Origin of the sequence: Halorubrum tropicale (assembly GCF_001280455.1) — an archaeon.
GTDB classification, from domain to species: Archaea; Halobacteriota; Halobacteria; order Halobacteriales; family Haloferacaceae; genus Halorubrum; species Halorubrum tropicale.
The window spans coordinates 24,731-38,821 of sequence record NZ_LIST01000008.1; the positions used below are offsets into that span (position 1 = coordinate 24,731).

Consider the following 14,091-nt stretch of genomic DNA (forward strand, 5'->3'; position numbering starts at 1 on the left):
TAGGGGTGGGTCTACACACTGTGGTGGCCGCTCACACAACAAATCGATAGAGGCGATTGTCCAAGAGTTCGTGTCACCGATATTCTACAGTTGTTGTGGCACTGGGCTCTTCGAACTGGTCGACTTCGTCGAGGAAGACGACGGAGAGGCCGTCGCCATAGGTAATGTAGCCTACGTCTTCGAGACGGTTCACGGCCTGTTTCACCGTCTCCTACGGCGTGTGGAGGTGTGGGCGACACGGCGGATGGAGTCACCACTCCCGATAGCGAGGATGACCTGCGCCGCCGTATCGTCGAGCATCTCGTACATATAGTAGTTGCCAATAATCTATCAATAGCTAAAAATATCACCCGACTGTAGCCTTCGATGTGCTCGCTGTTCAATCAGAAGGATGTGGCGATACCGCAAACTGCTCAGCCAATTCAACCACATCGTAGACATGTACTCCGGTTTTGAACCACAACAGCCGATCAGAGGTACCCCCAAACTCCTCACTTGCGCAATCCAGCCGCTCCGAGACAGCCAGCACGAAATTGTCGGCCTTCACCTGTCGGATCTTCTTTAGCTTCGCGTCCAAGTACTCGGGCGTCCAGAAGCCGACGATCTCGAGAATCGCACGCCTACCATCAGGATGTTCGATCGCGAAGTCGGGAATCATCACCTCAGCACCAAGGTCGAAGACATCGTCTTCCCGCACCAACTCCCAGTCCGTATTCGCTCGCTCCCACTTCTGGGTGAGCGTCCGCTCGACGTCGCTATCGAACTGGTCGCCCGCGCTGTAGTGTGAATCGAGGCCTTCGGTATGATCAAGCTCCAACTGTCGGGTCTCGCCGGTCGTCTCGTCGATGAAGATATCGGCGGTCATCTCCCACCGATTACAGAGCGGCAATGCCGGCAGGAAGTTCGCCATACGAATCCCGTACTTCTGCGATTGCGAGAACAGCGACGCCGGCCCGTCCAGTACGGCCTCATAGCCGGCGGCTTGGTCCGTGCTCGTGACACGCTCGCCGTCGGCGTCGATCGGATAGATCCGGTGCATTAGCCCGAACAGCTTCACGTAGCTGAACACCGTCCCGAAGTGATCCCACACCCGAATCCGCATCTCTGTCGCATCGTAGAGGACTGCCTGTGCGAGCGCGAGATTGTAGCGCGTCAACAGCCAGTCCACGGTGAGATCCGTGTGTTCGTACTCGTCGTCGCTGCTGCCGGTTAGGTTGGTCGTCGACGTCGACCCATCGCCATCATTGGCGTACTTCTCGGCCGTCCGCGTGCCGATCCGGACGAGGCGTTTGTTATCGTCGAGATCAGCGTACATTCCCCGATAGCACTCCTCAAGCGACACCCCGAGGTCGTCGGCGACCGCGCTGTACACCTCCAGTTTCTGTGTATCCTCACCGAGCGTGGGCTGGCGAACGATGGGATACCGATCGTTGGCTTTCTCGAAGAGCCGCCGGCGTATCTCACGCGGTTCGACGGTGGCAACGATCTCGAATTCGCACTCGTCTTTGAGGAGTTTTGCGAGGCCCTGGACGATCTTGTAGTCGGTATCCGAGACGGTCAGTTCGTCAATCGCGTCTTCGAGCTCACCTTTCGACTCGTCGAGATGGTCCTCAAACAGCTGGATGAGTTCCCGAGCAGTCTTCCGGTAGCGCTCTTCGTCGGGATCGATAAATAGCGGCGTCACCGTTTCGTCGGTCGTTTGTGATCGTGCGAGATTAGCCGTCAGCACTGGTGGTCACCCCCTCGCGGCGTCGCTGGGAGACGTACGTCTCCATCGTGTCCTCGGTAATGATCTCGTAGAGACGAGCCGGCTCGCGGTCGTCCGTGGGCCGTAGGATGCGGCCGAGTCGCTGCGCATACTGGCGTTTCGAGGCGTTCCCCGAGAGGATGATTCCGACGTTCGCCGCTGGGACGTCGATGCCCTCGTCGAGGACCTGCGAGGTCACGAGCATCGAGTACTCCCCGCTGCGGAATCGTTCCAGAATCTCGGTGCGTTCGTCGGTCTTCGTCTGGTGGGTGATACAGGGAACGATGAACTCTTGGGAGATGTCGTAGGCGAAGTCGTTATTGGCGGTGAAGATTATCGCGCGGTCGTCGTGGTGGCGCTTGCTGAGATTGTCGAGCGTGTCGAGCTTCTTCTCGGCGGTGCGGGCGATCCGCTCAGCGCGTTGCTTGGCGATGAGTGCCCGTCGCCCCTGTGGATCGTAGGACGTGCGCTTGAGGAACTCCGCATAGCCGTCCTCTTTCCAGAGGTCGAACTCGTGGCTGTCGACGTAGTCGCGATAGATCTGATACTCCTCGTCGTATTCCGAGCGTTCGTCGGCCGTGAGGTCGACCGACATGTGGATTGTCTCGTACTCGCTGAGGTACTCGCCAGCGAGTTCGTCCACGCCCTCCCGATAGACGACGGGACCGAGGAGGTCCTCGAGAAGTTCGTGCTTGCCATCGGGCCGCTCGTAGGTCGCCGTGAGGCCGAGGCGATAGGGGGCGATCATCATTTCGGGGATCTGCCGGTAGGTCGGAGCTGGCAGGTGGTGTTCCTCGTCGACGACGAGCAGGCCGAACTGGTCGCCGTACTCGTTGACGTAGCGATAGGCACTGTCGTAGGTCGTGACCGTGATCGCGGTGACGTCGTGACTGCCGCCACCGAGGACGCCAACCGACTCGGAGAGCTGGTCGCCGAAGGCGTTGGTGAGGGTGGCGTGCCACTGGTTCATCAGGTCAATCGTCGGCGTTACGACGAGCGTGCTCACGCCGGCGTCGGCGATGGCCTGGAGACCGAGGAATGTCTTCCCGCTGCCCGTGGGGAGGACGACACTCCCTCGGCGGTCGTGGTCGATCCAGGCGTCGAGGGCGGCCTGCTGGTAGTCTCGTGGTTCGATGTGGAGCGCCGGCGTGAGGTCGAAATCGGGATAGGTTCGGGCGGCGTCTTCGAGTGCGTGAGCGAAGCCGTCTTGTAACGTTGCCTGCTCGTTTCCGTCCGTCCACGAGCCGGCCCATTCGAGGAGAGATCGATATCGATACGCTTGGGCGCGATACTCGTCGACGCGGTCGTCCCACTCCGCAAAGGGCACGTCGTCGGGGGCATCTTGGAGCAAGAGAGTTCCGTCGTCGAATTCGATTCGCATTCAGTATCGGCACAGAAGTCCCCGACTGGATTCAATATGTGGGTTCTTGGAGTTTCGTTGCGGCGCGGCGCTGTACACGTCTGCGGATGAGGATGGTTCTATCGGGGATTTTGCGTTGTTAGCGGTCGAGCCAGTACTGCCAGTCTGCGATCGCTTGTTCCGTGTCATCACTGGCTTCGACAGGCTCCAGTTGCTCCAGTGGCACGCCAAGCTCCCTGCCCATCCACTCTATCGTCACGAACATCTGGCTGAGGGTCGGATCTGTCGGTGACATTCCAACCACGCGTATCGTTTCGCCTTCCTCTAGAGGTGACTCCTCCCGCTCGGTGACACAGCGCGCTTCGAATGGGAAGTCCATCGTATCTCCCAGATAGGCGGACCATCCCCATGCTTGCTCTTCAGGGCTGTAAGTGTCGACGATGATCCGCGTCTTGATGCGCTCTTCCCGTTCGTTGTCTTTCTCGACTCGTGTCATGCTTACCCGTACTTATCCCGACCTCAAGATGCTCGGGGTGGCCGAAATCACCCGCCGACCGATTTAGGGGGCGCTCAATCCACCCGCAGAACGGCTCTGGGGCACTGGACGAGATTAACCAACAAATACGCGACAACGCTGTTTTGGTGTTGGTTAAGATGATAGTTGGGATTGTCTGCTGACGAGTGGGGTTCGCTCACGGCGTAAACCAGCCGACAGGGACTCCCTATTTCTCTTGTGCCTCGGACGTGTCCACATCAGCTAACCGCCGTTCGAGGTCGCCGATCCGGTCAGAGACGGTTGCTGGCTGTTCGAGGGAGCCTTCGGCATTCAGCGCCTGCTCGTACAATTTCACGGCGCGTTCCAGCTCCTCGGCTGTTGGCTCGTCAGCTCCCTCCCGCCAGTAGCTATCCGCGAGTTTCTTGTACGCCCACGGATCCTCGGGGTAGTCTCGAATGAGCGTCTCGAACTCGCTTCTGCTCTTGACCACTCGTCCTAGCTCTGTCAGCGAGTCAGCGACGAAGTGGCGGAAGTCAAGGAGGAACTCGTCGGGTGCATCCGGAAATTGGGTACAGACCTCGCGACAGAACTCGAGACGTCGCTCGTGATAGGTTGGGTCGTCCGCTGCCAGGGTGGCAAGGTCGTTGTCGAGTGATCGCAGGAATGCTTCCAGAGAGAGTACATTCGGGAGGTAATCGTCAGCCGCTTCGATTGTCGTGATGTCGTCGGGCGTGACGGCGACGATGACCTCCCAGGCACTCAGCCACTGTTCGCAGGCTTCGGCGTCGTCGTCCTGCTCACGGAGTTCTCGACCGTCCTGTACCAGATCGTAGATACGTTCCCGATAGGGGAGATCGGGTGCCCACCGGCTCCAGAGCACTTCAGCTGCCATCCAGATGAAATCCTGATCGTACCCCGACGTGTCGACGTCGTGGTCGTCCTCCCACTGGTCGGCGAGTACCATCGCCGAGTCAACCGCGGCCGCACGGTCACGGAACGACGCTTCGGTCGTGTCGATACCGTGCTCGGCAAGCTTGTCCGTGATCTCCCTCGTCGATAGCGCTTGTACGTCATGTAACTCCCACCGCTCATCTGACTGGCGGTTGGTCGCCGCGGTCATGCCTACCGCTTCGTCCGTGTCTTGCTGCGCACGGGTGGCATCGTCGTCGCTTTCTTCGAGGTCGTGGTCGTCGATGTACTGCTCAACCCGTTTGGTGTCGATCCGACCGAGTTCGTCGGACTCGTGGTCTTCATAGAGATGCTTGCGGATCTCGGATTCGTCCGCGAAGGATCGCTCACAGTACGGGCAGTCGGTCATTGACTGCGCGTTCGAGGAGTGCAGTGAAAAAGAGCGGGGCAACTGTCCGCTCGTGACTATTGTTAGGGTCGTTTCTCGTCGATGATCGCGGCTGTCTCGGTCGCTGCGATCGGGTCACGTTCTTCGAGGAGTTTCTCGATCTCCCCTGGATCGTACACCTCCTTGACGATACAGTAATAGCGCGAGGGGGTTCCAAAATCGTAGACCATGCTGAGTTTGTCGCCGTCCCAGAGTGTCGCACGTTCGGCGACGTCAGCAATCGTTACCTCGCTTGCGTTCGTGTATGAGGGGTCTCTAACCTCGGTAAACTGCTGATCCGGGATGACGTTGAGTGTCGAATCCATGTACTCGTCTTCGAGACCGTACATGCGAAGATGGAGGTCATCGAGCGTGGTGAACCGACAGACGAGCCTGTCGAGTTCCGTTATGGTTGTTTCGGGCCGGACGACGATGTCGTACCACTCTTCGCGGGCACGCCCCTTCTGCTTCCATCGGAGACGGTAGCCGACTGTCCCGATACGGTCGTCGACGTCATCGCGTTCGCGCTGTTCTCCTCGCTTAGCATGTTCGACTACCGCTGTCCAGCAATACGAACATACCTCGTCCGGCGCATCACCTTCGAAGGCCGTCTTGTCGAAACCTTTCCAGTCGGCGTAATCTCGAAGTGTGATGTACTCGCTTGCGGGTGAGCGTGTACTCCGGTCACACAGCTTTCCGCCCGGCAAGTCCTGTCGAGGGGCGTACGGCGACCCGTCCGCTGAGTCCGCTTCGAGGTCGACGATGTGGTCGACAGTGCCCACTTGGCTGACTTCGATGACGAATCGATCTGTGCTATCCGTGTCAGTCATGATCTCCGTTGGGCTATCGATCTTCGAACTCCTCGAGTAACTCTTCCAACATCGGTCGGAGCTTGTACTTTTGAGAGTGTGCATCCCGGAGATCCTGTACGTAGGCCCGCCACCCGTTGAGCTCGCCCGCAGCGTCGGCCGCATTTCCGGCTGCCGCTAGCCAGTCTACGGCGTGTCGATACTGCTGTGATTTCCCCTCCTCGATGATCGGTTCGGCCTGTGCTTTGTAGGTGGCGATCGTCCACTCCGGACGCTCCTCGAAGACGGCGTCGGCGACCGGTTCGACCACCATGTCGTCCGAAAACCGGTCCGCGATGGCGATAGCTTCGTCGTACCGCTCGGTGTACAGGAAGATCCCGACATGTCGTTGCGCATTCCGCTTGGTCGTGTCTCGGTTCGCAAGCGATTCCAGCATCTCCTCGCGAACAGCCGGCCAGTCGTCACCAGCGAGTTCTTCTGTCGCCTGGTAGGCCGCGAGTGTGGGTGCGACTTCGAACGCGGCGACGGCCGCCTCTAGCGCCACCTCCGGTTCGTCCAAGCTGGCGGCTCTGTCGCGGAGCCACTCGGCCAGATCTGCCTTCCCGTTGCCGTCCAGGGACAATCCGTACTGGGCTATCTCCAGGGCTGCCTGTGGTCGGTCGTGTTCTTGGAGTGCTCTGGCCAGCATGAGTGCGTTGTCGGGCACGTGCAGGTTCTGCTGGCCATACTCGATCGCCTCGTCGATACGGCCCTCCTCGACGAGCATCGTAGCGTACGCGTCGATCTGGTCGGTGGCGGCCGCCAGATCCAGATATTCGTCGACGCGGTTCTGTTGTTCGAGGACGTTGAGTCTGGCTTTGATGACGTCCTCGGCATACCACGGCGAGTTACCGTCCCAGAGGGCAGCGTACCTACTGTTTGCTCTCCTCTCTCGCTGGACGACGTCGAGGGCGACGCTGTACGGTGGTCGGTCCGTATAGCTCTCCATCTCACGCTGCCACGTTTGCAGTCTCACCTCCCAGTCATCGCGTTCGGCGTCGGAGAGATCAGCCGTGAGTAGCGCTTCGGCCAGCGCCGTGTCGACCTCATCAAAAAACTCGAAAATGGCCTGGGAATCGTCGTAGGAGAGTGCGAGCCACGCTTCGTTCATCAGCTCATCTGCGAGTGGTTCAAGAACGTCCAGGGCCGTCCCGCCGTCATCTGCTTCGATGGCCGCCCACGCTTGATCGAGTAGGTCGCCAAGTTTCTTGACATCGGTTTCGACTGCTGTATACGGGTCCTGCGTTCGGCCTCCACGCCCCTTTGGGGGCTGGAGGACATACTGAACTTGCTGTCGAATCGAGTCCCGATTTATGTCTGGGCTCTGGTTACCGGAGCTGTCAACAGTGGCGTCCGACTGGGCCGTCTTGAGTCGCGATTCGATCCATTCTTCGAGGTCGGGTTGGCGTTCGACGAGATCAACGAGGAGGTCTCGGAGTTCCGCTGGATCTGTGTCGGCGACCAGTTCGGAGATCGGTGGGCGCTGGCTAACCTCGTCGGGGTTGCGGCTGTATGTCAGGAGGACGGCGACACGATGCTTACAGATTCCGCCCTGATCGTACGGGCAGGAACACGTCGTGTCCACGACGCCAGTCTCATCCAGATTGACTTGGACCTGATAGGGCTCGTACTGACTGCCGTCGACAGTCGCTCCCAACCGGTCGCCTCGACGCGTGATGTCACGGACAGCCCCCTGCTCGTAGTAGTCCTTGCCTCGATCGTATGACTGCGGTCGAGCGAGGGCGCGGACAGCTGCCTCGGTAATCGTCGGTGTCTGTGCCATCGGACCCTCTTCTGCTTCCCTTCTACGATGTCGCTCGATAGAAAAGGCTAGGACATCGCGCTCGATGATAGTCTTCCATCGTCGACGGAATTCAGGACTCTGTGCGAACTGTATCGGTGGTTGCCAGTAGTTCATCGAGGAATGCTGTGACGAGATCATCCGGGTCGCGCGGAAAGCCGTCCGGCGGCTCTTCCCAGAGTTCGACTGTAAATTCCCGTGTTTCTGTTGCCTGTCCCTCACTGGCGATAACCATCAGAATCGCGTGCTGATAGATCACGATCGTCCGCTGGTCGTCGACATCGAGATACTCGATTGCGGCCGCCTCGAGTGCTGTTGGAATATCCCGGCTCGTCCACCGTGCAATGGTGGACCAGCTCATCCTCGTCCGTCATGGCCGATGCTACCACCCGTTCGTACAAGTATGCGCGGACGGCAAGATTTCGGTAGCCGTTCGGCCCGCTTCGCTGTTGATGCGGTCACGCGCACCGACAGTATTGATGAGCTGTTTGGGGGGCGTGGATCGCTTTCGGAGGGTACGCCAGTTTGTCGATCCTCTGTTGACGGCTCTGTCAACACTGCAATCCAGACGAACTGGGGATTTTAAGCTCTCAGCAGTGGGAGTATAGATATGTCGTTCAGCGGGAACTGGCACACGCTCCTCGAAGCGGCCGAGGAGCTTTCTCCGGATGCCACTCTCATCACACCGCTTTCACACACCCAGTTTCGTATCACCGACACACAGGAACACCGCGTCATCATCGAAATTCTGGACTCGGATGATTCTCAACCGCTCCAGCGCGACCAGTTTGAAACGCTATATCGTCGTGTCCAGGATGCGAGCGGCGGCTTTGAGCTTGACCGACTTCCGCCGGATGCCGAACCCTATGCTGCCGTGCTAACGCTTCATCCCCAAGTCGAGATTGACGAGGACGCCGGGATACTCGTTGAAACGGTCGATCCAGCTTCCACCCAGGTGATTGATGAAGTCCCTACCGAGACTGACGATAGAACTGAGCCGGATGTCGGCGTCTATGCTGATGCGCTCCTGTTGATCGACGCATTAGAACGCCACGATCCGACCAGTATGGACACCCTAGATACGGAGACCCTCATCGACCTTTACACACTGCTCTCGGACGTGCAACGTGGCGCGAACGACCTTCGGAAAGATATCGCCGACAGCTCCTTGATCGCGTCCATCACGACCAGCCAGTTCATGCCCAGTACGGCTCCGTCCAGAGAACTTCTCGCCGCTCGAAGTTACTGAAGGACGATACAGAGGTCCTCGCTGCGTTGGAGGATGCCGGTCTCGATCGGGATCGTGTACTCGGCGTTGACCCGGACAAGGTCAATGACGCACTTGACGTGACTGACCTCCACGAGCAGGACGTCTACGACATTGACGAGCGGGCGTACGTCAGGAAATCCGACATCAATGGGGACGTGAAAGAGACACGGTTGTAGGGATTGAAGGACCGACTCGCGGCCACTGAAAACGAGGAGGTAGACGCACTCCGCAGCGAGATTGAGGACTTGGAAGATCGGATCGACGAGCATCGCTGTCGGGTGATTCTCGCAGCAAATCTGGTGGCGACAGCCCCTCAATCGAACGTCCCGGGCTGACTGCGAGTCCGATCAGTCCAAACGGTCAAGCGAGCCGTACAGCTCCCCGTTCTGAATATGGGTGCAGAATTGCGCGCAGAGACGACAGCAGTCCGCGGCATCGGTGAACGTCCGGACGCTGGCGTCCCACCGCGTGTGGACGGCTCCAAGCATTGCACTTCGAACCGATGGTTCGGTCGCGACCATGACCCGCCGTGCGCGCTCTGGTGGCGTCGCGTCGGCCGCCGGCCCCTGCATCCCGTCTGTCGACAGGAGATCCTCGAGCACGCTCCCGATTTCGATCCCGACGCCGAGGTTATCGCCGACCTGTGGGGCGATAAAAATCGTTGCATTACTCGCCTGCGCAAAGGCGATACTCTGCGTGGCGGCATCCATCTCATCGAGCGGGATCCCAACGTCAATAGCTAGGAAGGCATTGAAGCCGCGGTCGCGGAGGCAGTCCCGCGTTTCCTGTAGGAGCCGCAACACCTCGTCTTCGGCGTACTCGCCGCTGGTCTCGTCCCACGTTGCAAATGACGGGGCATCGGTTTCGATATCGGCGTCTGCCGGCAGCAGCGCGTCGACGTCGAACGTCCGGTATGGGCCCATCAGATAGACAAGAAACTGTTCCCGCTGGACTGGAGCGAGCGCCTCCGAGTCACCGACGGCACGGGAGAGATTGTCGATAATCCGTTGCCGCATTCGAGTCGTTGATTCAAAACGGTAGTATATAAATATGGGTATTCTCAGAGATATTCTAGTCGAGAATGACTAAGTACGTGGCGTCCTAACCTGTGGTCTGAGGCGCCCCCAAATGTCCGAAACTGATCGCCCGCCAAAAGAGGACGTTCGTCGGCCGGAGCCGCCGCTTCCCAAGGATAGCGGGCTGACCCTCGAGGAGTATCTCGCGATGCAACAGGCGATCGGCCACCCGACGCGGTTTCGGATCCTCCGCACGCTCGTCGCCAACGACGAACTGAGCGCTGCCGATCTCAAGGCCGCGGTCGACGTCGAATCCCACAACTTCCACTACCACCTCGACGAACTGGTCGGTGTTGGGCTCATTGACAAGCGCCAGCGACGGACCGCTGACAGCCAGGGCTTCTATACGTACTATCGGCCGACAGCGATGGGGCGCGGTATCCTTGAGCACGGTGTTGAGGAGCTGATGCGCCGTGAACAGGAATTCAACGACGCTTATTCATAATATCCTCTTCTGCGTAGTCGCAGGAGGAGGTCAATCGAGGGCACCAAACCCCTCGTTCCGCATCAGTTCAGCGACACGCTTGGGATGGTGAAACGCGGCGAGAAGGGCGAACTCTCGAGCGTCTGTTTTCGAGATCTCGTTCACTCCAAGCTGGTTGGCAAGTGTATTTCGGAATTCAGTTTCCTGATCCGCTACTTTATCTCGAACATGGATTTCGAGCCGTGTGTCGCGTTCGTCACCGACGTTGTTCCGCCGGACAAAATACGGATATTTCTCGGGTGGAGAACCAGCTGCTGCCTCTTCTGTGGCTCCTTGTGTCGGTGCGGTTGAAGAGGTCTGTTCCCTCGGTTTCGATTCAGGCTTTTCGTCCTCGGTTTGAGTCTCCGTTGTTTCGGCGGGAGTTTCGTCTTCTTCGTCAGTTTCGTCGCTCCCCCCGAAATCAAGATTCCCTGAACCGGATTTGAAATTGTTCATGCGGTTGTCACCTCCGTCGTATCAGCCTCTCGTAGGTTGATGATCTTCTTTTTGTGATCCTGAATCTCGAGTTCCAGTACTGGGTTGACGTCGGCGTCGAACGTGTCGGTCGCGATGAACCAGGCGAGTTCATACAATTTCTGTAGCGTCTCTATTTCCCTGTCACGCACCCGCCGCTGACCGGGTTCACTCACCATCTTACCATCCTTCTCGAAGGTTTTCCATCGCTCTTCGATCACCTTGAACGCCGATCCTCTGGCCTCCCACATGGCATCCATGAGACTTTCTCGATTCCCGATGGTGACGGGGGTGGCGAATGCCTCGGTGTCCTCGAACTGTTGCTGGTATTGCCGGTGAGCGTTCGTTTGACCAACACCTGATGGAACGACACAGGACAGTCCAATCTCGATATCCAATTGGCTCTCCATGTTACCGACGAGTTCCTCCAGTCCCTCCAAACTCAGATTCCCCTTCCCAGCTGGTTTGACGGGTGCGACGAGTGTCCGTAGTGCGAAAATGGCGTTATAGAGTAGGTCCTCCGCTCGTGCGTTTGGATCGATAAGGACAGCGTCATATTCGTCGTGTAGTTCCTGCTTGTTCCAGAGCAATTCATATAGCAGTTCATACCGGGGATACTCTTCGCGGCTCATGTTTTGCATCCCTGTTTCGTAGGATATCTTCTGCTCTAGGTTGGATGTAAAGTCGCTGAGCATATCGTGGCTCGGGATGATATCGACGCCTTCAGCAGTTGTTTCGATGAGATCGTGGAAGTCTCCGTCTGGCATGTCGAGGATGTGTTTGACCAGATTATCCGCATCTGGATCACCCCGGCGCTCGCCGACATCGAAGAGACTGGTCAGATTCCCTTCCTGCGGATCAAGATCCAACACGAGGGTGTTCTGACCCATGCGCTTGAGCGCGACTGCGATATTGGCCGTCATTGTCGTCTTGTACGTTCCACCTGACTCCGAGTAAACTACGGCCGTAATCATACGCCTCGTAATCTCACCTCCTATAGTATAAATCTGTGTCAGACATCTGTGCCATATATCTGTAATATATTTCTGCTACAGATATCTGTAATGGATTACTGTAATTGTGAAAACTCCATGATCCGCACCCACTCAATAATTACAGATAGTTGTTATAGATAACTGTTACAGAATTCTGTAATGATGTCCGTGGCGAACTTGGTGAGTATGTAGCTGGCATCTACCAGATTGTTACAGACGGCTGTTACAGGCGTTTATGATGGACAAATAATAGATCGCGATTGATTCCGGGCTTGTATTTGATGGGATGAGACTCTCGTAACTCACGCCGAATCCTATCCCTATGGGACTCCTCCGGTAGAAGATGCGACCGAAGCCGGCTGGGTACAGCTTCTCGAAGAGGTCGACTACTCAAATTCGGTCGTTTCAGCGACCATAGATCTGGTTCGCGAGTATATTTCTGCCGCCACCGACTGTCTCCGAGCACACGATAGAGCAAGCAGATGCGGAAGTGAGTGGGGGGACAGCAACACTCCTCGAACAGGGACGGACAGAATCGATCGCTATCTACACGAATGACTTACCGGCGGGATTGAGCGCGCCCTTTCACAGCATGGCTATGAGGACGCAGTTCAACTCGTCAAGGTCTTCGATTTCGTCACGTTCGTCGAAAATTGGCACCAGTTCTCTGGATGATTCCTTTCTGACGGACTGACCGCAGAGGATATGATCATCATTCGTCGTTGATCTCAACAGGGCTCTACCGGTCACTGATCCGCTGGTCGGTCTGTGAGAACGCCTCGGTCGCCATGTCGGCACGTTCGGCCGCCTCGATGTGCTGGTAGGCCTCACGGACCTGTTCCTCACTGTTATCGAGGTACCGCGCGGCCGCGGCGTAGCCGAATTGTCGAACGAGAACCTCACCCACCCCACGCCGACCGCCGTGGAGTTCGAGATAGTTTCCATCGAGTGAGAGATCCAGCTCGTCGCGACGCTCCACAAGCGCGTCGTGGGTCCAGAGCCGCTCCATTATCGACCGTGCACCGTCCGTGGTGAGTGGCTTTGGCGCGTCGAGGTCGTGTTCGGCAGCGACGATCAGGTCCGGAGCGCCCGCTCGGATGCGCTCGATCGCGTCGTCGTCGAGACCAGCGTCGGCAAGCCCCTCCGTAACGTGCGAGGCGAGCGAGGGGCGGTGAAGAGTCGTGAACACCGGCCACGAGTCCGGGATGTCCAGTACCTCGGCGTACCGTTTCAGCGGCGTAATGATGGGTTCAGGCAGCGACGCCTCCTTCCACTCACGACTCTTCCGGAACACGGTGACGCTGCTGTCCGCGAACGACACGTCGCGCCAGCGGATGCCGTTGCGGCCCTCACGATCCTCTTTCGGCGCAGAAAGGAACTCCGAGCCGCGCAGGCCCGTATAGGCGATAACATATACAAGCGCCTGCTCGCGACACCGCTGGTAGGCCTCGAACCGCGCTCGCTGTTTGGCCTGCCACAGCTCACTCTCAGGGTCACCGCGATCAGTGTGGGGAACTTCGATAGCGCCGAGTTCGTCGAACGCCTCAGAGACGCGGCGGTCGACGAACTGCGTGATCAGGTCGCGGTGGATCGGCTCCCACGCCTGCTGGTCACCTGGACGTCGACCGTCGTTCTCGGGCAGCGGGTCTTCGGCGTCCGATTCTCGAGCGTAGTGACGCGGAAGATACCCCTGTGCGTGCGCCCAGCCGCACCACGACGCGACGTGCGCGTAGTAGGTGAGCACGGTCCCCGCGGCGTAGCCGGCGGTCGAGAGGTACCGCGCGTAGTCCGAGAACACCGTCGTGTCGAGATTCTCAAAGCGGACGGTATCGCCGTCGACGACGCCGGCCCACGACTCGGGCGGCGCGGCGTTCGCGGAATCGGCGGTCTTCCCGAGACACCAGCGGCGGAACCGCTGGAGTTCGCGCTCGGCGTCGGTTCGGTACGTACCCTCCTCGCCGGCGTCGCCCTTCCCCTTGTCCGTGAGGTATTTCGTGAATGTGTCCTCGATCGGTGTCTCGACGGAGCGACGGCCCGTCATTGGACCTCCGGAGTGTGGGGGTTGTGCCGTCGGATCACCGCTGTAGACGCGGTGATCCGGCTGGAGCGACTGTTTGGGGAAGCGTCGGCCATAATTCTGAATTTGCCTTGGTTGGGGCAACGGGTGGCGGTCACTAAGAGTTTACTCTGTCTTACTCAACTAAGACAAAGTAAGTTATTTCCCG

Annotated in this window: 12 protein-coding genes and 2 pseudogenes; 2 read left to right on the forward strand and 12 right to left on the reverse strand. The window is 58.4% G+C overall.

All coding sequences use genetic code 11. The features are described from left to right. Window positions 1-136: 136 nt before the first annotated feature. From AMR74_RS19900 to AMR74_RS15345, 8 genes and pseudogenes are all read right to left on the reverse strand, one after another. Window positions 137-309, reverse strand: a pseudogene (locus tag AMR74_RS19900) (RNA polymerase subunit sigma-70); the annotation flags it as partial. A gap of 70 nt (window positions 310-379) precedes the next feature. Then, a complete protein-coding gene (locus AMR74_RS15315) occupies window positions 380-1,729 on the reverse strand; it encodes a DUF790 family protein (protein ID WP_053772926.1) in 1,350 nt (449 codons plus the stop codon). Further along, window positions 1,716-3,128: a DEAD/DEAH box helicase gene (locus tag AMR74_RS15320; RefSeq protein ID WP_053772927.1), complete on the reverse strand. Its 1,413-nt coding sequence runs from the start codon at window positions 3,126-3,128 to the stop codon at window positions 1,716-1,718. The genes AMR74_RS15315 and AMR74_RS15320 overlap by 14 nt, the downstream gene beginning before the upstream one ends. Before the next feature lie 118 nt (window positions 3,129-3,246). Further along, complete coding sequence (locus tag AMR74_RS15325) at window positions 3,247-3,603, reverse strand: calcium-binding protein (RefSeq protein ID WP_053772928.1); 357 nt, start codon at window positions 3,601-3,603, stop codon at window positions 3,247-3,249. A gap of 226 nt (window positions 3,604-3,829) precedes the next feature. Beyond that, entirely contained in the window at window positions 3,830-4,921 is a 1,092-nt protein-coding gene (locus AMR74_RS15330) for a tetratricopeptide repeat protein (protein WP_053772929.1), read from the reverse strand. 62 nt (window positions 4,922-4,983) lie between these two features. Next, the gene (locus AMR74_RS15335; RefSeq protein ID WP_053772930.1) at window positions 4,984-5,769 is read right to left on the reverse strand and encodes a hypothetical protein; all 786 of its coding nucleotides are present in this window, start codon (window positions 5,767-5,769) and stop codon (window positions 4,984-4,986) included. A 13-nt stretch (window positions 5,770-5,782) separates the two neighbouring features. Then, window positions 5,783-7,570, reverse strand: coding sequence for an SWIM zinc finger family protein (locus AMR74_RS15340; RefSeq protein WP_053772931.1), 1,788 nt, complete (start codon window positions 7,568-7,570; stop codon window positions 5,783-5,785). Between the two features lie 91 nt (window positions 7,571-7,661). Beyond that, window positions 7,662-7,949 carry a hypothetical protein gene (locus AMR74_RS15345; RefSeq protein ID WP_240471193.1) on the reverse strand — a complete coding sequence of 96 codons (288 nt, stop codon included), beginning with the start codon at window positions 7,947-7,949 and terminating at the stop codon, window positions 7,662-7,664. Between the two features lie 249 nt (window positions 7,950-8,198). On the opposite strand from AMR74_RS15345, the pseudogene AMR74_RS15350 reads away from it, so the two are divergent. Continuing rightward, window positions 8,199-9,193, forward strand: a pseudogene (locus tag AMR74_RS15350) (hypothetical protein). Between the two features lie 12 nt (window positions 9,194-9,205). On the opposite strand, the gene AMR74_RS15355 reads toward AMR74_RS15350, so the two are convergent. After that, window positions 9,206-9,874 carry a DUF7509 family protein gene (locus AMR74_RS15355; RefSeq protein WP_053772932.1) on the reverse strand — a complete coding sequence of 223 codons (669 nt, stop codon included), beginning with the start codon at window positions 9,872-9,874 and terminating at the stop codon, window positions 9,206-9,208. 112 nt (window positions 9,875-9,986) lie between these two features. Between AMR74_RS15355 and AMR74_RS15360 the strand changes: the two genes are divergently transcribed. Then, complete coding sequence (locus AMR74_RS15360; RefSeq protein ID WP_053772933.1) at window positions 9,987-10,379, forward strand: winged helix-turn-helix domain-containing protein; 393 nt, start codon at window positions 9,987-9,989, stop codon at window positions 10,377-10,379. A 30-nt stretch (window positions 10,380-10,409) separates the two neighbouring features. Here the strand turns inward: AMR74_RS15360 and AMR74_RS17720 are convergent, their stop codons facing one another. From AMR74_RS17720 to AMR74_RS15370, 3 genes are all read right to left on the reverse strand, one after another. After that, window positions 10,410-10,853, reverse strand: a complete 444-nt coding sequence (locus AMR74_RS17720; protein WP_077152380.1) for an acyl-CoA dehydrogenase — start codon at window positions 10,851-10,853, stop codon at window positions 10,410-10,412. Next, window positions 10,850-11,845 (reverse strand): ParA family protein, encoded by a 996-nt coding sequence (locus AMR74_RS15365; RefSeq protein ID WP_053772934.1) that lies wholly within the window; start codon window positions 11,843-11,845, stop codon window positions 10,850-10,852. Before AMR74_RS15365 ends, AMR74_RS17720 begins: the two co-directional genes overlap by 4 nt. A gap of 760 nt (window positions 11,846-12,605) precedes the next feature. Continuing rightward, the gene (locus AMR74_RS15370) at window positions 12,606-13,907 is read right to left on the reverse strand and encodes a hypothetical protein (RefSeq protein WP_053772935.1); all 1,302 of its coding nucleotides are present in this window, start codon (window positions 13,905-13,907) and stop codon (window positions 12,606-12,608) included. Window positions 13,908-14,091: the final 184 nt, after the last annotated feature.